This is a genomic window from Roseateles sp. NT4 (assembly GCF_051857475.1).
In the GTDB taxonomy this organism is placed as follows: Bacteria; Pseudomonadota; Gammaproteobacteria; order Burkholderiales; family Burkholderiaceae_C; genus Pelomonas.
Window position 1 is genome coordinate 410,493 of sequence record NZ_JBPZGZ010000004.1, and the last position, 19,890, is coordinate 430,382.

The 19,890-nt window shown below is 70.4% G+C and carries 16 protein-coding genes; 11 read left to right on the top strand and 5 right to left on the bottom strand.

Features of this window, described 5'->3' with window-relative positions; translation table 11 throughout:
- Nucleotides 1-13: 13 nt before the first annotated feature.
- From ACS5PN_RS25000 to ACS5PN_RS25035, 8 genes are read left to right on the top strand one after another with little or no spacing between them, the layout of a single operon-like run.
- A complete protein-coding gene (locus ACS5PN_RS25000) occupies nt 14-463 on the top strand; it encodes a hypothetical protein (RefSeq protein ID WP_439466737.1) in 450 nt (149 codons plus the stop codon).
- Nucleotides 460-1,542: a hypothetical protein gene (locus ACS5PN_RS25005; protein ID WP_439466738.1), complete on the top strand. Its 1,083-nt coding sequence runs from the start codon at nt 460-462 to the stop codon at nt 1,540-1,542. Before ACS5PN_RS25000 ends, ACS5PN_RS25005 begins: the two co-directional genes overlap by 4 nt.
- Complete coding sequence (locus tag ACS5PN_RS25010) at nt 1,529-2,521, top strand: radical SAM/SPASM domain-containing protein (protein WP_439466739.1); 993 nt, start codon at nt 1,529-1,531, stop codon at nt 2,519-2,521. The genes ACS5PN_RS25005 and ACS5PN_RS25010 overlap by 14 nt, the downstream gene beginning before the upstream one ends.
- A complete protein-coding gene (locus tag ACS5PN_RS25015) occupies nt 2,518-3,183 on the top strand; it encodes a class I SAM-dependent methyltransferase (RefSeq protein WP_439466740.1) in 666 nt (221 codons plus the stop codon). The genes ACS5PN_RS25010 and ACS5PN_RS25015 overlap by 4 nt, the downstream gene beginning before the upstream one ends.
- Entirely contained in the window at nt 3,180-4,292 is a 1,113-nt protein-coding gene (locus tag ACS5PN_RS25020; protein ID WP_439466741.1) for an amidohydrolase family protein, read from the top strand. Before ACS5PN_RS25015 ends, ACS5PN_RS25020 begins: the two co-directional genes overlap by 4 nt.
- On the top strand, nt 4,289-5,767 hold the full coding sequence (locus ACS5PN_RS25025; RefSeq protein WP_439466742.1) for a B12-binding domain-containing radical SAM protein: 1,479 nt from the start codon (nt 4,289-4,291) through the stop codon (nt 5,765-5,767). The genes ACS5PN_RS25020 and ACS5PN_RS25025 overlap by 4 nt, the downstream gene beginning before the upstream one ends.
- 3 nt (nt 5,768-5,770) lie before the next feature.
- On the top strand, nt 5,771-6,880 hold the full coding sequence (locus ACS5PN_RS25030) for a glycosyltransferase family 4 protein (protein WP_439466743.1): 1,110 nt from the start codon (nt 5,771-5,773) through the stop codon (nt 6,878-6,880).
- Nucleotides 6,877-8,289: an oligosaccharide flippase family protein gene (locus ACS5PN_RS25035; protein WP_439466744.1), complete on the top strand. Its 1,413-nt coding sequence runs from the start codon at nt 6,877-6,879 to the stop codon at nt 8,287-8,289. The genes ACS5PN_RS25030 and ACS5PN_RS25035 overlap by 4 nt, the downstream gene beginning before the upstream one ends.
- On the opposite strand, the gene ACS5PN_RS25040 is transcribed toward ACS5PN_RS25035, so the two are convergent.
- Entirely contained in the window at nt 8,250-9,065 is an 816-nt protein-coding gene (locus tag ACS5PN_RS25040) for a class I SAM-dependent methyltransferase (protein WP_439466745.1), read from the bottom strand. The two genes, ACS5PN_RS25035 and ACS5PN_RS25040, sit on opposite strands and share 40 nt — an antisense overlap.
- Before the next feature lie 14 nt (nt 9,066-9,079).
- On the opposite strand from ACS5PN_RS25040, the gene ACS5PN_RS25045 reads away from it, so the two are divergent.
- Nucleotides 9,080-10,171, top strand: a complete 1,092-nt coding sequence (locus ACS5PN_RS25045) for a glycosyltransferase family 4 protein (protein ID WP_439466746.1) — start codon at nt 9,080-9,082, stop codon at nt 10,169-10,171.
- On the opposite strand, the gene ACS5PN_RS25050 is transcribed toward ACS5PN_RS25045, so the two are convergent.
- Nucleotides 10,147-11,394: a nucleotidyltransferase family protein gene (locus tag ACS5PN_RS25050; protein WP_439466747.1), complete on the bottom strand. Its 1,248-nt coding sequence runs from the start codon at nt 11,392-11,394 to the stop codon at nt 10,147-10,149. The two genes, ACS5PN_RS25045 and ACS5PN_RS25050, sit on opposite strands and share 25 nt — an antisense overlap.
- 13 nt (nt 11,395-11,407) lie before the next feature.
- Between ACS5PN_RS25050 and ACS5PN_RS25055 the strand changes: the two genes are divergently transcribed.
- Nucleotides 11,408-12,415, top strand: coding sequence for a hypothetical protein (locus ACS5PN_RS25055; protein ID WP_439466748.1), 1,008 nt, complete (start codon nt 11,408-11,410; stop codon nt 12,413-12,415).
- On the opposite strand, the gene ACS5PN_RS25060 is transcribed toward ACS5PN_RS25055, so the two are convergent.
- Together ACS5PN_RS25060 and ACS5PN_RS25065 are read right to left on the bottom strand one after the other, a co-directional pair.
- On the bottom strand, nt 12,405-13,805 hold the full coding sequence (locus tag ACS5PN_RS25060; RefSeq protein WP_439466749.1) for a B12-binding domain-containing radical SAM protein: 1,401 nt from the start codon (nt 13,803-13,805) through the stop codon (nt 12,405-12,407). The genes ACS5PN_RS25055 and ACS5PN_RS25060 overlap by 11 nt on opposite strands.
- 68 nt (nt 13,806-13,873) lie before the next feature.
- The gene (locus ACS5PN_RS25065) at nt 13,874-15,331 is read right to left on the bottom strand and encodes a PLP-dependent aminotransferase family protein (RefSeq protein ID WP_439466750.1); all 1,458 of its coding nucleotides are present in this window, start codon (nt 15,329-15,331) and stop codon (nt 13,874-13,876) included.
- Between the two features lie 156 nt (nt 15,332-15,487).
- On the opposite strand from ACS5PN_RS25065, the gene ACS5PN_RS25070 reads away from it, so the two are divergent.
- Entirely contained in the window at nt 15,488-18,739 is a 3,252-nt protein-coding gene (locus ACS5PN_RS25070) for a di-heme oxidoredictase family protein (RefSeq protein WP_439466751.1), read from the top strand.
- A 90-nt stretch (nt 18,740-18,829) separates the two neighbouring features.
- Here ACS5PN_RS25070 and ACS5PN_RS25075 read toward each other — a convergent pair whose 3' ends face one another.
- On the bottom strand, nt 18,830-19,762 hold the full coding sequence (locus ACS5PN_RS25075; protein WP_439466752.1) for a hypothetical protein: 933 nt from the start codon (nt 19,760-19,762) through the stop codon (nt 18,830-18,832).
- Nucleotides 19,763-19,890 lie beyond the last annotated feature (128 nt).

Sequence of the window (19,890 nt, forward strand, 5' to 3'; positions counted from 1 at the left end):
GCAGGAGATGCTGATGAGAAGGTCGAGATTGCTTTGGGGGGCGCTGGCCGCCACGGCCGCGCTGGTCGCGGGCTGCGGTGGCGGCAGCGGCGCGGGCCTGGATGCCAACGGCCGGCCGCTGGGCGAAGGCGACGATCCCGGCGGACCGATGACAGCGAGCTTCAGCTCCATCCAGTCCCATGTCTTCACGCCCATCTGCACGGCCTGCCATGCCGGTGGCGCGGCGCCCCAGGGCTTGCGGCTGGATGCGGCCAACAGCTTCACGATGCTGGTCGGTGTATCGAGCGCCGAAGTGCCCGGGCTCAAGCGCGTGGCCCCGGGCGATGCCGCCAACAGCTACCTCATCCACAAGCTGGAAGGCCACCAGTCCGTCGGTGCACGCATGCCTTTTGGCGGCCCCTACCTCGACGCGCAGACCATCAATCTGATCCGCCAGTGGATCGACAACGGAGCGCAGAAATGAAGGCCGCGCGAATCCTCTTCGGCCTGGTGCTGCTGGCACTGATGTCGTTGGCAAAGGCTGAACCCTATATCGCCATTCGCAGCGGCCTCAAATGCGTGGCCTGCCATGTGAACCCCACGGGTGGCGGCCTGCGCAATGCGGTGGGCAATACCTTTGCGCAGAACGTCATCCCGGCCAACGGCCTGCCCGATGCGCTGCAGGGCTGGAACGGCTCGCTCTTCGACGACCGCCTGCGCCTGGGCGGTGATCTGCGTACTGCGACGACGCGCACCTCGGTCTCGGGCCAACCGACGACCAGCGTCGGCGGCACCGAGCAGACGCGTCTGTATGCCGATGTGCAGCTCATCAAGGACTACCTCGGCGCCTATCTCGACCAGCAGGTCGCGCCGGGCAAGTCCGAGCGCCAGGAGGCCTATGTGCGGCTGTCGACGCCGGGCCTGGGCTGGTATGCCAAGGCCGGCCAGTTCTACCTGCCCTTCGGCTGGCGGCTGCAGGACAGCCTGGCCTTTGTGCGCCAGTTGAGCGGTGTCAGCATGACCGTGCCCGACAAGGGCCTGGAGCTGGGGCGTGAAAGCGACGAATGGTCCATCCAGCTGGTGCGCAGCAACGGCCCCGGCAACAAGGGTGGCACCACCGGCCACCAGACCACGGCCCAGGCCATCTGGATGCAGCCCTGGGGGCGTGTCGGTGCGGCCGCGGCCCAGGTCAAGTCGACGGCGGGTGACCGCCAGGCCTATGGCCTCTTCGCGGGCACGACGACGGGACCGGTGACCTGGCTGGCCGAGCTCGACATGGTCAGCGACGCCGGCTATCCGGAAGGCCGACGCAAGCAGTACGCGACGCTGCTGGAAGCCAACTGGCTGGTGCAGCAGGGCCACAACCTGAAGCTGACCAGCGAGTACCTCGACCCCGACCGTCGCGTGGCCCACGACAACAAGGTGCGCTACAGCCTGGTCTACGAGTACACGCCCTGGGCTTTCGTGCAGCTGCGCGCGGGCTATCGCAAGTTCGGCGGCATCCCGCAGAACGCCATCGACAACCGGCGCCAGAGCTTCGCCGAGCTGCATGCCCTGTTCTAGCGTCATCGAGCGGCCCATTGCCCTCGCCGAACCCTTGACGCGGCTGCCGCTGGCCACGCTCTACCTGACCGAGCGCTGCAATTCACGCTGCGTCAGCTGCGACTGGTGGCGGCATGGGCGGCGCGACATCGAGATCGAAACCGTCAGGCGCTTGTTGCCGGGCTTGAGCGAACTCGGCACGCAGACGGTGCTGGTGTCGGGCGGCGAGCCGTTGCTGCATCCGCAATGGGCCGAGATCGCGGCCCTGCTGCACGGCCAGGGCCACCAGCTCTGGCTGCTGACCGCCGGCCTGGCCCTGGCCAAGCAGGCGGCGGAAGTGGCGCGCTGGTTCGATCAGGTCACCGTGTCGCTGGACGGCAGCACGGCGGCCAGCTATGCGGCCATACGCGGCCTCGACGCCTTCGAAGCCGTCTGCGCCGGCATCCGCGCGACGGTGCGCGAGGGCGTGGACGTGACGCTGCGCGTGACGGTGCAGCGCGGCAACGCGGGTGAACTGGCCGAGTTGGTCAAACTCGCCCACAAGCTCGGCGTGGCGGGCATCTCCTTCCTGGCCGCCGATGTCAGCAATGCCGAAGCCTTTGGTCGCCACGGCGAAGCCGTCGATGGCGTGGCGCTGCGGGCCGAAGACCTGCCGGTGCTGGCCGCCAGTCTGGACGCGCTGGACGCGGCCGACTTCGCCAGCGGCTTCATCGTCGAGTCGCCGGCCAAGCTGCGCCGCATCGAGGCCCACTACCGGGCCCGGCTGGGCCTGGGCGCACCGCCGCCGGTGCGCTGCAACGCGCCCGAACACTCCGCCGTCATCGAGGCCGATGGTGGCCTGCGGCCCTGCTTCTTCATCGCCGGCAATGCCAGGCTGGGTGATGGCGGTTTGAGCGAGGGCTTGAACTCGCCTTCCATGCGCCGCCTGCGCGCGAGCATCCGCGCCGGCCGGCGACCCGAGTGCGCACATTGCGTCTGCTCCAAGTGGTTCACGTCATGAGCGCCCTCGCCAACGTGGCCGCCTACGACCTCTGGGCCGAAAGCTATCCGCCGCTGCCGCACAACCCGTTGATGCGCGCCGAGCAGGCCGCGGTGCTGGAGCTCTTGCCCGAGGTGGCAGGACTGCGGGCCTTGGACCTGGCCTGCGGCAGCGGTCGCTACGGCCTCTTGCTGCAGGAGGGCGGCGCGGCCCTCGTCGTCGGCAGTGACCTGTCCGCTGGCATGCTGGCGCGTGCGCCGCTGGCCCATCGCGTGCGGGCCGACATGACGAGCCTGCCTTTTGCCTCGGCCTGCTTCGACCTCATCGTCAGCGGCCTGGCCGTCGGCCATGCGCCCAGCCTCGACGCCTGGATGGCCGAGGTCGCCCGTGTGCTCGCGCCGGGCGGCGTGCTGGTCTATTCCGACTTCCACCCCGATGCCGCGCGCGCCGGCATGACACGCAGCTTCAACGACGCCAGCGGCCAGCGCCACGAGCTGCTGCACGCCCTGCACGATCTGGACGCCCATCGTTCCGCCGCCTGGCGGGCGGGTCTGGTGCTGGAGGATCAGCGCGAAGTGTGTGTCGGCCAGCAGCTGCGCGAGGCCTTCACCGGCTCCGAGGCCTTTTATGGGCGCTGGGGCGGCTTGGCCGTCGTCCTGGCCTTGAAGCTGGTCAAGCCATGAGCTTTCATTTCTTCAATGCGGCCGCTGGGGTGACCTTGAGCACCTGCGGCGACCGCATCGTGACCGTGCCAGGGGAGCAGCGTGTCGACCTCGGTGCTGCCCGCCTGCTGCCCGGCCTCATCAATGCCCACGACCATCTGCATCTGAACGGTGCGCTGCCGCGGCTGAAGTTCCGTGAGGTTTATCGCAACGCCAGCGAATGGATCGCCGATATCACGCCACGGCTGTCGACCGACCCGGGTCTGCTCGCGCACCGGGCCCGGCCGCGCGCCGAGCGGCTGCTGGCCGGAGGCCTGAAGAACCTGCTGAGCGGCGTGACGACGGTGCTGCACCACGACCCCCGTCATGCCGTGCTGGACGAGCCCGACTTCCCGGTCAACGTGCCCGAGCTGGGTGGCTGGGCGCATTCCCTGGCCCTCGAAGGCGAGGAGGCCGTTCGCGCTTCGCACCAGGCGATGTCGGCCGGCCAGTCGTGGGTCATCCATGCCGCCGAAGGCGTCGACACGCTGGCGGCGCTGGAGTTCGACCGCCTCGAAGCTCTGGGTTGCATCGCGCCCGGGACCCTGCTCGTGCATGGCCTGGGCCTGAGCGCAGCGCAGCAGAGCCTCGCCGTCGAGTCGGGCGCCGTCGTCGTCTGGTGCCCCGGCTCCAACCTGCATCTCTTCGGTCGCACGCTGGACCCGGCGTGGCTGTTCGCGCAAGGCCGTCTGCTGCTGGGCAGCGACTCCCGCATCAGCGGTGGCCGCGACCTGCTGGCCGAACTGGCCCTGGTGCGAGAACTGACGGATTGGCGCGAAGCCGCCCTGGAGTCCTGGGTCACCGAAGATGCCGCGCGCCTGCTGGGTCTGCACGACCGCGGTCGCCTGGAGCCCGGCCTGCGCGCCGACTTCATTGCCTTGCCCCCCGGCCTGCCGCTGTCGCGCGCCACGCGGGCCGACCTGCGCCTCGTCGTCGTGGGCGGCCGGCCTCTCTATGCGGACGCCGACCTGGGCGAGGCACTGGGCCTGGTGCCCGTGCGCATCGACGGCCGAGCCAAGGCCCTCGCCCCGCATCTGCTGGTGGCCGAGCCCGGCCTGCAACTGTTGAAGGAAGAAGAGGCCCTCGCATGAAGCGCCTGCTGCTGATCAACCCGCGCATCACGTCCAACGCGCGCTTCCCGCTGGCCGTCATGCATCTGGCTGCGGCGTTGAAGGAGCGCTATGCGGTGCGCATACTCGACGGAAACCTGGATCGTCATCTGCCCGAGACGGCCGCTGCTGCTGTCAAGGAAGGCGGCTATGTGGCCGTGGGCCTGTCCGTCATGGGCGGGCCGCAACTGCCGGCAGCCCTGGCCGTGTCGCGCGCCATCCGCGCCGTCGCGCCGGACCTGCCCATCGTCTGGGGCGGCTATTTCCCGACGCTGTGCACGGATGCGGCGCTGAACAGCGACTGCGTCGACTACGCCTTGAGAGGGCAGGGCGAACAGGGCTTGATGGAGCTGCTGGACGCGCTGACCGAAGGCAAGCCGCTGGAGGAGGTGGCCGGTCTGTCCTGGCGCCGCGACGGTGAGGTCGTGCACAACGCCGACCGTGCCTTCTCGACGGCACCGCTGCGCATGGATGTCAGCTACGACGAGGTCGACGACCCGCAGCGCTATCTCGGCCCCACCTATCTCGGCCGGCGCACCACCGGCTATCAGGCGGCTCTGGGCTGTCGCTACCGCTGCAGCTTCTGCGGTGTGGCCGCCATGTTCCGCGGCAAGACGGCCCTGCCCGAGGCTGAGCGCCTGGAGCGCGACCTGCGCGGCCTGCAGACGCGCTTCGGCGCCGACTCGGTGCAGTTCTACGACCACAACTTCTTCGATCGCGAGATCGACATGCAACCTTTGCTGGAGGTGCTGGCGCGGCTGCAGATGCCCTGGTGGTGCTATGCCCGTGCCGACGCGCTGCAGGGCATGTCGGCCGACTCCTGGGCGCTGGTGCGGCGCAGCCGGCTGCGCATGGCCTACATCGGCGCCGAGTCGCCCAACGACAGCCTGCTGCGCGACATGCGCAAGGGCACGCGCTCCGACCAGACCCTGGCCGTCGTCGAGACCTGCCGCGCCAACGGCGTGGTGCCCGAGCTGTCCTTCATGCTGGCGCCGGCCGTGGACCCCGAGGGCGAGACGGAGCGGACCTTCGCCTTCATCCGCCAGATCAAGCGCCTGCACCCGGCCGCCGAGATCATGCTGCACATCCACACGCCGCTGCCGCCGCGGCGTCTCGGCGATGGGCGCTGGACACCGCGCGACCCGGCCCTGCCCAAGGGCTTCGCCTTCCCCGACAGCGCCGACGGCTGGGCGCAGAAGGAGTGGGTGGACTACTGGTGCCACAAGGACGCGCCCTGGCTGAGCCCCGCGCTGCGCCAGCGCATCCACGACTTCCGTACCGTGCTGGGCTGCCGCTTCCCGACGCTGACCGATATCCGCGCGCCGGGCTGGCAGAAGGCCGCCCTGCGCGCCGCCTCGGCCTGGCGCTATCGCACGGCGCGCTACAACAGCCCGCGCGAGCTGCGCTGGCTGGAACGGGCCGTGAAGCTGTGGGACCCGCAGCTTCATGCCCTGTGAGCCATGCGCGTCGCCCAGATCAACCCTTTCCTCGACCCGACGGATCGGGCGCCTGAGCAGTTGCTGCGCGACTGGCCCACGCTGGGCCATTGCGCCCGTGCTGCCGCCGACGCCGGTGCCCACGTCGACGTGGTGCAGTGCTGCGCTCGGCGCGACTTCATGCGGCGCGACGAGGTGGACCACCACTTCCTGCCCTTCGATGACGGCGGCGGACAGCCATCGACGCGGCTGGCCGAACTGCTGGACCGGCTGCAACCCGATGTGATCCATCTGCAGGGCCTGGGCTTTGCGCGCGAGGTCCACTGGTTGTCAACCCTGGCGCCGCACGTGCCGCTGCTGCTCCAGGACCATGCCGATCGGCCGCCCCGCCGTCCGCTGGCGTGGTGGCGCTCGCGCCGCGCCTTTGCCAGCGCTCGCGGCCTGATGTTCCATGCGCGCGAGCAGGCCTTGCCTTTTTTTCGGCACGGTCTCGTGAGTGCCCGCACCCGCATCTACGAGGTGCCCGAATCCAGTTGCGACTTCCAGCCGCGTGACCGCGACGAGGCGCGGCGAGCCACCGGGCTGACGGGCGACCCCTGCCTGCTGTGGGTTGCCCATCTGGACGCGAACAAGGACCCACTGACGGTGCTGGACGGCATCGCGCTCGCCGTGCCGCGGCTGCCCGGCCTGAAGCTGTGGATGTGCTTCGGCAAGGCGCCGCTCTATGAAGCCGTTCGCGATCGGCTGCGTGACCCCCTGCTGGCCGGCCGCGTGGAGCTGCTGGGGGTCGTGCCCCATGCCCGCATCGAGATGTTGATGTCGGCCGCCGATGCCCTGGTGCAGGGCAGCCATCGCGAGGGTTCGGGCTACAGCGCCATCGAGGCCCTGGCCTGCGGCCTCAGCCCCGTCGTGACCGACATCCCGGCCTTCCGCAGCCTGTTGGGGCCTTTGTCCGTGGCGCGCTTGTGGCCGACGGGCGATGCGGCGGCGCTCGCCGCGGCCCTGGTCGAGCTGGCCGGCACGCCGGCCGCCGAGCGTCGCGCGGCGGTAAGGGCCCGCTTCGACGCGCATTGCTCACCCGCGGCGCTGAGCCGCAGCCTCGCCGCCGCCTACGCGGACGCGCTCGCGTCATGACCACGCTGCCGCTGCCGCTGGCGCGCACCGATGTGCGGCGCGCCTTTCTCGGCAACCTGGCCGCGTCCAGCGGCGAGACGGCGATGCGCTTCCTGCTCGGGCTCGCGCTGGCGCGGCTGCTGCGGCCTGCCGAGCTGGGCTTGTTCGCGATGGCGGCGGCCGTGTTCGGCATCGTCCAGCTGCTGCGCGACTTCGGCATCTCGGCCTATCTGCAACGCGAGCCGGCGCTGACGGCGCGGCGCTTCTCGGCCTGCCTCGGCCTGCTGGCCTGCACGACCGTGGTGGCCCTGCTCGCGCTGCTGCTGCTGGCCGAGCCGCTGTCGAGGCTGTTCGGCCAACCCGGTCTCGCGCCGCTGTTGCGCGTGCTCGCCGTTGGCCTGCCGGTCTCGGCCTTTGGCAGCGTGATGGCGGCCCTGCAATTGCGCGATCTCGCTGCGGCACGCATTGCCAAGGTGTCGTGGCTGGGCGTCGCCGTCCAGGCCATCGTGGCCCTGAGCCTGTCCGCCGAAGGCGCTGGCGCGCTGGGGCTGGCCTGGGCCCAGGTGGCCGCGACCGTCACCTGCGGCCTGGTCTACGCCGCCTGGCGTCCGACCCGGCTGCCGTGGCGACCGACCTGGCAGGGGTGGCGCGAGGTGCTGCGTTTCGGCGGCGCTTCGTTGCTTGCCAGCGGCCTGGCCGGCCTGCATGCCGCGCTGCCGGATCTGCTGCTGGGCCGGTTGGCGGCGCCGCACCAGCTCGGCCTGCTGGGCCGCGCGCAGGCGACCGTCAGCCTGCTGCAGGCGGTGGCCGGCCAGGCCCTGACTTTCGGAGCGCTGCCGCTGCTGTCGAGTCGGCACGCCAGTGGGCAGGCCCTCGCGCCGACCCTGCAGCGCGCGACGGCGCTGCTGACCGGCCTGGGCTGGCCGCTGCTGGCGCTGACCGTGGCCTACCGCGAGCCCCTGGTGCGGCTGCTCTACGGCCCGGCCTGGCTGGACTGCACGCCGGCCGTGCTGCCGCTGGCGCTGGTGGCCGGGCTGGCGCTGGCTTTCACGCAATTGGGCGCCGCGCTCGCGGCGGTGGGGCGGCCCGAGCTGGCGGCCTGGCCCACGGCGGTGAGCCTGCTGGCACGCATCGGCTTCGGTGTGACCTTGTTCGATGGCAGTCTGGCGTCCTTCGCCTGGGCCCTGTGCGCGGCCGCGATGCTCGCCTTGCCGGTGCAGTTGGGACTGGCTGCGCGCCATCTGGGCCAGGCGCCGCGCGCCCTGCTGGGCGCGGTGGGCGGCAGTGCGCTTGCGACCCTGGCGGTGCTCGTCGTGCCGCTGAGCGTCGCGCCGCTGGTCTGGCTGGCGGCCCTGCGCTGGAGCCGCCATCCGCTGCTGGACGAAATCCTTCAGCTGCTGGCGCGACGCCGCATGACGAGCAGGAAATGATCTCCCATCCGATTGATCAGCGGCCAGCCGGCCACACGCCGATCCAGGGCCCACAGACGCTCATGCCAGCGCGGGTGGCGTTCGGCCAGCCAGGTCAGATAGGGCGGCGGCACGAAGACGCACAGGCCGCGCTGCACCTCCAGCTCGAAGTGTTCGGCAAAGGGGGCATGGAACTCGGCGGGCGTGTAGTAGCGCGTCCAGATCGTGCGGCCGTTCATGCCGACGGCCACGGTGTCGCGCGCGAAGCGGATGCCGGCACGGGCCCAGCGGCGCTGGCGCGCATAGTGGGCGACCTCCCAGGGGCAGTAGCGGCCGATGACGGTGAAGACGAGGCGGCCACCGGGCTTGATCAGCCGTGCGCACTGGCTCGCGACCGCATTCAGGTCGGGCACGCAGTTCAGCGGTCCCAGGTTGGAGTAGGCGCCGTCGAAGGCGGAGTCGCCCTCGAGGCGCTGCAGTTCGTGGGCGCCGACGGCGCGCGCATCGACGTCCAGCCCGGCATCGCGCGCGCGGTCCCGGGTGCGTTCCACCATGCGCTCGGACCAGTCGGTCGCCGTCACGCGGTGGCCCTGCGCGGCCAGGTGCACGGCGTCCAGCCCCGTGCCGCAGCCCAGGTCGATGAGGCGGCTGCCGGGCGCGAAGCTGCGGTCCAGCCAGCGCCACATCTCGTCGCGCATGTCCTGGATGGCGAGGTTGTTGCCGCGCGGGCCGTCGTAATCGGCGGCGACGCTGTCAAAGGCCTCTTGGGTGTCGAGCAGTCGGGTCTGGGTGTTCATGGGAGGGCTTGCGGTTGAAGATCGCGGTCGTCGTGCCCGGCGGCGTGGACCGCTCGGGCGAGGTGAGGGTGGTGCCGGCCCTGCTGGCCCTGCTCAAGCGCCTGGCGCTGAGGCACGAGGTGCATGTGTTCGCCTTGCGGCAGGAGGTCGAGCCCGGCGAGTGGTGGCTGCATGGCGCGCGCGTGCACAACATCGGCGGCCGGGCCACGGTGCTGCGGGCCGTCAAGGCGGTGATGGAAGAGCATCGGCGCGGGCGCTTCGAGCTGGTCCAGGCCATCTGGTCCGGCAGTGGTGGTGCAGTCGCCGTCGCAGCGGCGCGGCTGCTGGGCCTGCGCTGCGCCGTGCACGTGGCGGGAGGCGAACTCGTGGCGCTGCGCGACATCGGCTACGGTGGGCGCCTCGCGCTGCGCGGCAGGCTGCGCGAGGCCTTCGTGCTGCGCGGTGCGGATGCCTTGACGGCGGCGAGCCAGTGCGTCCTCGACCAGATTGCCGCCCTCGGGCATGAGGCACGGCGCCTGCCGCTGGGCGTCGATCTGGATGTCTGGCCGCAGCGCGCGCCGCGCCCGCGCGAGGCCGGTGCGCCGCTGCGCCTGGTGCAGGTGGCCAGCCTGAACCGCGTCAAGGACCAGGCCTGCCTGCTGCAGGCGCTGGCCCAGGTGCCCGGAGCCGAGCTGGACCTGATCGGCGAGGACACGCTGGGCGGAGCCGTGCAGGCGCTGGCCGCCCAGTGGGGCCTCGCGTCGCGGGTGCGCTTCCACGGCTTCAAGACCCAGGCCGAACTGCCACCTCTGCTGGCCCAGGCGCATCTGCATGTCATCAGTTCGCGGCATGAGGCCGGCCCCCTGGCGGTGCTGGAGGCGGCCGTGCTGGGCCTGCCCAGCATCGGCACGGCGGTCGGCCATCTGGCCGAATGGACACCCGATGCGGCCCTGGTGGCGGCCCCCGGCGATGCTGCCGGCCTGGCCGCGCTGATCGCCCGCGTGGCGGGCGACGAGGCCTTGCGCCTGCGCCTTGCCTTCGAGGCCCAGCGGCGCGCGCTGGCGGAGGATGCAGCGTTCTGTCATGACCGTTTCGAGCAGCTCTACGCCGGGCTGTTGGGGCGGTAGCCGAGGGCCTGATGCAGGGAATACATCGTCTGGGCCCGCGGTGGCGTGCCGAACAGAAAGCTCAGCGTTTTGAGCCAGCTCGGCCGGTGCGTCCATGGCGAGCTCGCCAGGGCGTGCACGGACTGCACCTGCAGGCGTGTGGTGGCCTGTTCATCGCGGCGTGGATGCAGACGCCGTATCGCGAAGCGGCCGGCCTCGGCCAGGGTGTGGGACCACTCGAGGCCCGGCAGCATCGAGATGCCCAGGCGCGACACGCTGGCACCGTGCAGGTCATAGCGGGCTGCCGCGGCCCGCAGCCAGCGGGGGCAGGCGGACATCGCGCGCTGCATGGCCCGGGGTGTCGACCGGATCCGTGCCGGGAACAGTCGTTGCGCGAGGGAGAAGGGCGGGACGGCCCACCAGGCCGGCAGGCCGTCGCTGGCCGGGACCAGCGCGTCGCTCCAGTCGCTCTCGCTCAAGCGCGGTGCCAGCGCAGCGATGTCGTTGAGATGGACCAGGCGGATGGTGTATTCACAGAGATTGCCGGCCGCGTGCAGCAGCAGGTGCCGCATCAGCGCCGCCGGGCTGGCGTAGGCGTTGAGGCCGGCGCTCGCATCGGGCGCCATGACCTGGGTGGCGACGTCGATCTCGCGCACCGGCAACCGCTCCGGCAGGGCCGTGTGCAGCTCGATCTTGATGGGGTTGTCTGCATGCTCGCCGAAGCCGCGCCGCGCCGGTGTGTTCAACGGCAGGTAGTCGCGGTGCTTCCAGCTGGTGATGCCTTCCGAAAATCCCTGGCGCATGACGATGGCATGCGCGATCTCGAAATCGGCCTTGCGCATCAGCAGGTCGATGTCACTCATCGGTCGTTCACCGGCGGCGTAGAGGCCGAGGTCGAGCAGTGCCGAGCCTTTCAGCGCGACCAGTGGAATGCCGGCTTCGCGGGCCGCCGCGTCGAGCCTGGCGAGCAGGTCGCGGACCTTGCATTCACGCTGCCGGCTGTGCGCCAGCTGGTCGGCGAGGAAGGCCTGCCAGTCGGACGGACCTTGCCACAGCAGCCTCCCGGCCAGCAGGCCGCTGATGCCGTGCATGACGGCGATGGCCATGGCGGCACGCCACTCGAAGGCGCTCCATGCCGGCGCGACGGCCAACGGGCTGGCCAGCTCCGCCGCCAGCCGGTCCGTCGTTACCCTCAGCGTGGCCTGCAGGACCTTGGCGTCGGGCAACTCATTCATCTCTTTCATGGAAACCCCCTGCATGAACACCTGGCGCGCTGATCCCCGGCAGATTGCCGATCCCTTTGGCGAACGCGCTCCGCTGGCGCTGCGGCGCGGCTACACGCTGCTGGGCTGTGCCATCGAATTCCGCAGCGACAGCGCTGAGCTGCTGGACCTGGTGGATGCGGCCTACCAGGGCTTGCCGGCGCACCAGTGGGGCGGGCTGGCCTTGCAGATCGAGTTGCGGCTGGTGGAGGGCATTGCACCCTTCGACGTCGAGCCGCCGGCGGCGCGCATGCTGGGCGGCGCTGGCCTGTGCGGCATCGCGATGGACGAGAGCCACGTTGCGCTGGTGAATGCCGCCGCTGGACGCGCCGTGGTGCAGATGTCGCGTGCGCTGCTGGCCTGGCCCTACCACGCGCGCTACGAACTCATCGAGTTCGCCGTCTTCACGCTGGCCTGCCGCGCCCAGGGCCTGGTGCCGCTTCATGCGGGCTGCGTCGGGACGGGCGGTGCGGGCGCGCTGGTTGTCGGGGAGAGCGGGGCGGGCAAGTCGACGCTGGCCCTGCATGCGATGCAGCAGGGCCTGAATTTCCTGACCGAAGACGCCAGCTTCGTCGAGCCGCAGGCCTTGCGCGTCACCGGCATCGCCAACTACCTGCATCTGCGCTTTGATGCGCTGCGCTGGATGGATGAGGCGGCCCTGCGAGAACGCGTGCAGGCCGCGCCGGTCATCCGACGCCGCAGCGGCGTCGAGAAACACGAGGTGGACCTGCGCGGCGGCTGGGCGCCGTTGGCGGCCGAGCCGTTGCGGCTCGAGCATGTTGTTTTCGCCGCGCCCGAGGCCGCGGCCGATGACGCACTGCTGCGGCCCCTGCCCACCGACGAGCTGCTGGAGCGGCTGCACATCACTCAAGCCTATGCCGTCGGCCAGCCGGGCTGGGCCGCCTTTGTCGAAGGCTGCAGCCGGCTTCATGGCTGGGAGCTGCGCCGCGGCAGCCATCCGCGCCTGGGCGCCCAGGCCTTGCAGGTCTTGCTCATGGCGTGACGGCGGCGGCCGGGCTGAGCTCGGCGATCAACCGGTTCCAGCGGCCCTTGATCTCGTCGCCCGCGCGTCGACGGGCCGATGCGTCCAGCCGGCCCAGGTCGACCTGGGCATGCAGCAGGTCGCGCACCTTGCGATAGACCTCGCTGCCGAAAGTGCCGCGGAACATCATGGCCAGGTCGGCGCTGTCGTCCCAATGCGTCTTCGCGCCGAGCTGGGCCTTGACCTGCTCGTGGAAGCGCGTGCCCGGCAGCGGGTAGGAGACGCTGACGCCGATGTCATCGGGCCGGGCTTCCTCGATGAGCTGGCGGGTCTGCAGCAGTTCGTTCAGACCCTCGCCGAGATAGCCGAGCTGGATGAAGAAGCAGACGCGCACGCCGACGGCCTGCAGGCGTTCGCGGGCCCGGTGGATCTCGGCCACAGTCGTGCCCTTGTTCATCGCGTCCAGCACCTGCTGGCTGCCGCTTTCGGCGCCTATCCAGGCCTCACGGCAGCCGGCGTCGGCGAGGGCCTGAGCCATCGCGTCGCTGATCAGGTCGGCGCGGGTCTGGATGGTAAAGGGCAGGCCGCCACCGCGGGCCTTCAGCTCGGCGGCAAAACGCTGCACCCAGTCGGCGCGAAAGCCGAAGATGTCGTCCGCGAACCAGACATGGTCGGGCGCGAAGCGGTCTTTCAGCTCCACCATCTCCGCCGCCACGGCGGCGGCGCTGCGCTGCTGGTAGCGCTGGCCCCAGATCGGCTTGGCGCACCAGTTGCAGCGGAAGGAGCAGCCCTTGGACGCGGCCATGTTGAGGCTGAAATAACCATGGGCCGCCACCCAGGTGGCGCGGTAGCGCTGCATGCTGACGAGGTCCCAGGCGGCCGGGGCTTCGAGCTCGGCTTGGTCGCCGCGCGGCTGCAGTGTGACGGGCTGCTCCAGGCCGGCCAGCAGCTCGCTGCCGGGCCGCGAGGGCTCAGCTTCCAGGCGACGCAGCAGGGCCGGCAGCACGTCCAGGCCCTCGCCGCGCAGCGCCACGTCGGCGCCGGCGCACAGATAGGTCTCGGGGGCATCGCTGGCGTCGGAGCCCGCCACGATGACGCGCACGCCGGCGCGGCGGGCGCTGGCGATCATGGCGCAGGCGGCCTCGCGCATCTTCGCCAGGCACATCTTGCTGAGGTAGTTGTAGTTGTCCTCGTAGAGCAGCACGACGGCCGGCTGCCCGGCGGCGAGCTGGCGGTCGAAGTCCTGCGTGCCGGTGGCCAGCATGGCGTCGAAAAGGGCGACCTCGTGGCCCTGGCGGCGCAGCAGCTCGGCGACCTGCAGGGTCGCGAGCGGGGGATAGGGTTTGGCGCGGTCGAACTGCTTGGCGTCGAAGCGCAGGAAGAAACTGTGGCCGACCAGGATGGAAAGCACGCCTTCTCCTTGAGTTGGAGTTCGGCGTGGGTGCCGGCTCGAGGCCGGCAGGTTCAACTAGCCTGACTTCAAATGAGGGCTTGCGCGAGCTTGTGAACGCCGCTGCGGATGCTGGCCTCGGAGAAAGCGGCGAAGCCGAAGCGCAGGCCGGCTGGTGCCGGGTGCTGCAGGCGGTAGGAGGTCAGCGGCGCGACGATGACGCCGGCTGCGGCGGCGCGGCCGGCCAGGTCGGCGTCGCGGGCCGAGCCGGGCAGCCAGGCCGTCAGGTTGAGGCCGCGGCGCGAGGGCGTGAACTGCAGCCACTGGCCGAAGTGCTTGTCCAGGCCGTGGCGCAGGGCCTCGGCGCGGGAGCCGTAGACAGAGCGCAGCTCGCGCAGATGGCGCGCCCAGTGGCCGTCGGCGATGAAGTCGTGCAGCACGGCCTGGTCCAGCAGCGAGGGCTGGGACTGGGTCAGGGCCAGGCTGGTGCAGACCGGCTCGACCAGGCGGCGCGGCAGCACCAGATAGGCCAGGCGCAGGCAGGGCGCCAGGCTGAAGGCCAGGCTGCCGAGGTGGATGACGCAGTCGCCGTCGTCGTCGGCCTTCAGTGCACCGGCGCCGCTGCCATCGAAGACGAAATCGCCGTCACGGTCTTCGTCGATGACATAGGCGCAGGACTCGCGCGCCCAGGCCAGCAGGGACTGACGGCGTGAGGCCGACATGACGTGGCCCAGCGGCATCTGGGCCGCGGCCGTCGTGCAGGCCAGACGGGCGCGTGGCGCCAGGCGCAGGGCCGCGGCGACGTCCAGGCCTTCATCGTCCATCGGCACCGGCACGACGCGCGCGCCGGCGGCCGTCAGCAGGGCTTGCACGGCGGGTGAGCCGGGGTCTTCCACCCAGGCTTCCTCGCCGGGGTTGAGCAGCAGCCGGGCCAGCAGGTCCAGGGCCTGGCGGGTGCCGGGCACGATGACGATCTGGTCGGCGTCGCAGCGGATGCCGCGTGTCAGCGCCAACTGCTGGGCCAGCAGTTCGCGCAGGGGTGCCAGGCCTTGCCATTCGATGCCCTGGACGATGCGGCTCTCGTACCAGCGCACCCGCTTGGCCGCGAGCTTGGTCCAGACGGCGGTGGGGAAGAGGCCGGCGTCGACGCGATCGGCCTCGAAGGTGCGCGGCAGCGGTCCATTGCGGTGCATGACGCCTGCACCGGCCTCGCTCATCTGTCGGCCGCGGCGGGACAGCGCAGGGGCCAGGGCTTGCGGCGGGGCTTCAGAGGCAGACGCCAGCGGCACTTGCGGCGCGACAAAGCTGCCGCGACCGACATGGGCAGAGATGTAACCGTCAGCAAGAAGTCGCTCAAAGACCGCAGTGACGGTGGACCGCGAGAGGGCGTGATCGCGGGCCAGGCTGCGGCTGGTGGGCAGCCGGGCGCCTGCGGGCAGCCGGCCATCGCGTATCGCTTCGCAAAGGGCCGCATGCAGCCATTGCTGCAGCGTGACGCCGACAGGGCGAGGGCCGAGGGCCAGGGAATGTTCAGCAGCGCGGCGCAAGACGGGCTCGAATTGGTTTGGTCTGTGACAGCTGAATTGGCCCGCGACTGCGGACTAGGGGGTGGGCAGCATGCGCGTCGTTCACAGGCCGTTCGGCCGCGGATGACGACGATGTCATCTTAGGCGGGTCATCTCAAACACGATGAAGAGGGATCAATGAAGCCACACGGTTTACGCAATCTTTCAAGCCTCGGCCTGCCCTTCGCGGTCAGCCTGCTGGTCTCGGCCTGCGGCGGCGGCTCGGGCGGTTCCGGTGACCCGGCCCAGCCCCAGGCTCAGAGCAGCGAGGCCGGCCCGACCATGCGCGTCCTGGCGGCCAGCGTGGGCGAGTCGGAGGCGGCGCTGACACCGGTCAACGCGACGGCCAGCGCCTCCGAGCGCGCCGACCTCGGTCCGGCCAAGGCCATCGACCATGACGACAACTCGCGCTGGAGCAGCGGCTTCAGCGACGACCAGTTCCTGGTGCTGGACTACGGCCGCGTGGTGACCATCAACCGCGTGCACATCGACTGGGAACGCGCCCACGCCAACCAGTACGAACTGCAGGTCTCGAGTGACGGTGCAAACTGGACGACGATCAAGTCGGTCCCCAACAGCCAGGGCGGCAGCGAGGACTGGACCGGCCTGTCGGGCCAGGGCCGCTATCTGCGTGTGAAGGGCATCCAGCGCTCTTCGGGTTATGGCTATTCCATCTTCGAGATCCAGGCCTTCTCGGGTGTTGCACCCGCGCCAGCGCCGTCCCCCGCACCTGCGCCTTCACCGGCCCCCGCTCCTAGTCCCGCCCCCGCTCCGGCACCGGCGCCCAACCCGGGCCAGCCGGGCGTTGCGGTCAAGCCCGTGACGGCGACCTCGTCGGCCGTGGAGAACCAGGGCAACAACGCCTTGCAGGCCATCGACGGCAAGCCCGGCACGCGCTGGGCCAGCACGTTTGAAGACGGCGCCTGGATCCAGTTCGACTTCGGCGCCAAGACCGCGGTCGGCTACATGAAGCTGGTCTGGGAGAACGCCTACGGCAAGGCCTATTCGCTGCGCGTGTCCGACGACGGCCAGAACTGGACCGAGCTGCGCAACGTCGCCAACGGCCGTGGCGGCACCGAGGAGTTCTTCAACCTCAATGCCAATGCGCGCTTCATCCGCCTGCAGGGCATCGCACGTGCCACGCAGTACGGCTATTCGCTGTTCGAGGTCGAGTTCAAGTCGCCGGGCAGCGACAACACCATCGCCGACGTCGCCACCTCGGCCATCAAGTTCCCGGCCAGCGGCACCGGCATGGTGCCGCTGCCCACCAGCGCCGAGCCGCTGGAGTCGCTGCAGTTCACGCTGCCCGACGGGACCCTGGTCACGCGCTTCGGCGTGCGCGGCCTGGCCCGCCACGGCCGCGAGCGCGGCGAGGACTGGAACGAGATCGGCTACGGCCCCAACGAGACGGTGGATGCCCTGGGCAACCCCGTCGACAAGGGCCCGGGCAACTTCCTGACCTTCGTGCCCCAGTACTTCAAGAACCGCACCTGGGGCTTCGAAGTCGTCGACAACAGCCGCGTGGCCGGCGTGACCAAGCCGACGCTGCGCGTCAACCAGTACTTCACGCAACCGCAGCTGCCGGGCGGCGTGGCCTGGTTCCGCGCCTTCGACCGCGTGGGTGTGACGGGCTATGGCTGGATGAACCCCGGCCAGCTGGCCGACCAGAACATCACCATCTGCCCGCCGGTGGCCTACCCGCCCAACGGCAGGCTGCTCAACCCCGGCACGGTGCTCAACAACGGCTGCAGCTTGACGGTCAAAGAGTACCCCGGCCACGGCGACATCGGCGCCGACGGCTTCCCGAATGGCAAGAACGTGCCGGCCCGGCCCCTGGTGGTGGGCGATGTCATCGAGGTCTCGCCGTCCTTCTTCTCGACGACCCAGGCCATGCAGGCCATCGGCGACAACGGCGGCATCCGCTACTACGCCGGCGAGTGGACCTATGTGGTGGGCGTCGGCCTGCGGCCCTCCTATGGCGTGCAGCCGCGGCTGATGAATGCGCCGCTGCCGGCGGCGACGCTGTCGGGTGGCGACGGCTCGGTGTCGTACAACTATTCCGACAACGGCCTTTTCATGTTCCAGCAGCCGCACAACAACGCCGGCATGCAGAACGTGCAGCGCTTCGTCGAAGGCCGCCGCCTGGTGCACACCAACTTCACGACGGGCGACCACAACGAGCCTGGCAACGATCGCTACCAGGCGGCCGTGGGGCTGCAGGGCACGCGCTTCAACCAGTCGGCCTGCATCGCCTGCCACACCAACAACGGCCGCAGCCCGGCGCCCACGGCGATCAACCAGCGGCTGGACATGATGTCCGTGCGCGCCGCCATGCTGGACGCCAACGGCCAGCAGGTGCCGCATTCACGCTATGGCACGTCCATCCAGATGAATGCGCAATCGGCCACCGGTGCGCCGCAGGACTGGGGCAACGGCGTGCGCGTCGCCGGCTTCGAGACCAAGAACGTCAAGCTGGCCGACGGCACGGCGGTGGAACTGCGCAAGCCGCAGCTCGCCTTCGACGGCCCGGTGCCGGCCGTGGTCTCGCTGCGCGCGGCCCAGCCCATGATCGGTGCCGGCCTGCTGGAGGCGGTGGCCGAGGCCGACATCCTGGCCCTTGCCCGTGCCACGCCGGATGCCGACGGCGTGAAGGGCGTGCCCAACTACGTCTACGACCCCGAGACCGGCGCGGTGCGCCTGGGCCGTTTCGGCTGGAAGGCTTCCAAGGTGTCGCTGCGCCACCAGGCCGCTGCAGCCCTGCTGCAGGACATGGCCGTGACGTCGCCCGTCTACCCGAGCCGTGCCTGCAACAACGGCCCGACGGCCTGCGCAGCGGGCAAGGCCGAGCCGGGCATTTCCGAGGCCGATCTGCAGCAGGTGTCGCGCTATCTGGCCCTGCTGGCCGTGCCGGCCCAGCGCAGCCTGGCCAGCGGCTTTCCCAAGGGCGTGGCACCGCTGGACGAGCACCGCGTCGACCCGTTGCAGGTCACGGCCGGCAGCCGCCTGTTCGACCAGGCCCGTTGCACGGCCTGCCATACGGCTTCCATGAAGACCGGCCCGGGCCATCTGTTCGCCGAGCTGCGCAACCAGACCATCAAGCCCTACAGCGATCTGCTGCTGCATGACATGGGCACGGGCCTGGCGGACAACTACGTGGAAGGCCAGGCCAAGGGCGGCCTGTGGCGCACCGCGCCGCTCTGGGGCATTGGCTACACAGACAAGGTCATGGGCAACGCCGCCCGTGTCGGCTATCTGCATGACGGTCGCGCCCGCAACCTGACGGAGGCCATCATGTGGCACGGCGGCGAAGGCGAGAAGTCGCGCCAGCGCTTCGAGGCGATGAGCAAGTCGGATCGCGAGGCGATGCTGGCCTTCCTGAAGTCGCTGTAAAGCATGACGAGCCAGGCAGGGCAGTAGTGCCTGGTAGACGGCAGCATCGGCGTGAGCCCTGCTGCCGTTGCTTTTCAGGGTGGCTTGTCGCTACGGCGCTTGCTTGGACATCCGCCGCCAGTTCCTTGTGGAACCGGCATTCGGGTCGATGCCCGGATCGTTGGTCCCGAGGATGGTGCCCTGCTCGTTCACCCAGAAGTGCTGGTAGGTGTTGGGCAGTTCGACCGGCGTGCGCTGGTCGTGTGGGTTGGCGTAAGTCTGCACATTGCCCAGCGTTTCGCGGAACTGGCGGTTGTTGCGGTCGTTTGAGTCTCCCCGCGCATCGGTCACGGCCTGCCAGTTCTTTTGCGACCAGGCGCGATATTCCTTGGCGGCCTGGGCATAGGCGGTGGAGTTCTGCAGGTTCTGCTGCATGACGCCGCGCATGCCGAAGGCCGCGCCGTCGCGGGCGGCCACCTGGGCCGCGACCAGCGGCAGCCAGGAGGCGTAACCCTCCCATTGCCGGGCGTCGGACAGGGCTGCCGTCATGGCAAAGACTGCGGAGTCGTAGGCCGGGGCGATGTGCACGGTGGCGACACCGCGGCAGGGCACGCCGCCCGCGATGTAGGCCACGGGGAACTCCCAGGCCTGCGCGAAGCCAGAGATCGGGCGCACCTGGCGAGGCGCGCCCAGCTGCAGGCCCTGGGGTCGCATCGCCATCAAGCGTTCGTAGGCGTACTGCCCAGGCGGGTAGCGAATGGGCATACCGGCGTTGCCGACCATCACGGTCAGCGCGTGCCTGTCCGGCGCCACCAGCGTCAGCGCGAACTGGCCGTCCTCGCCCAGGCGCCAGCCTGCCGGCAAGGCATAGGTGAAGAACCGGGTCGAGGCGAGCGTCAGGCTCGCGCCGGCATTGGGCGTAGCAGCTGGCGTGACCGGGTGGACTTCGACGAAGCCCCTGGGAACGCCTTGCGCCGCTAGCAGTGGGGCGGCGGTCAATCCGCCCGCGAGTATCAGGGCCACGAAATGCTTGCGCGACATCATGCGTGCTCCATTCCCGTCTGCGAGGGCGGTCCGCGACGTGGGGACTCTATCGCTTCGGGCGGGGCGAGGGCGTGGCGCAGGATCAGAGCGCTTCGCCGGCATGGCGGCGCGTGCTCAGGCGTTCCGTT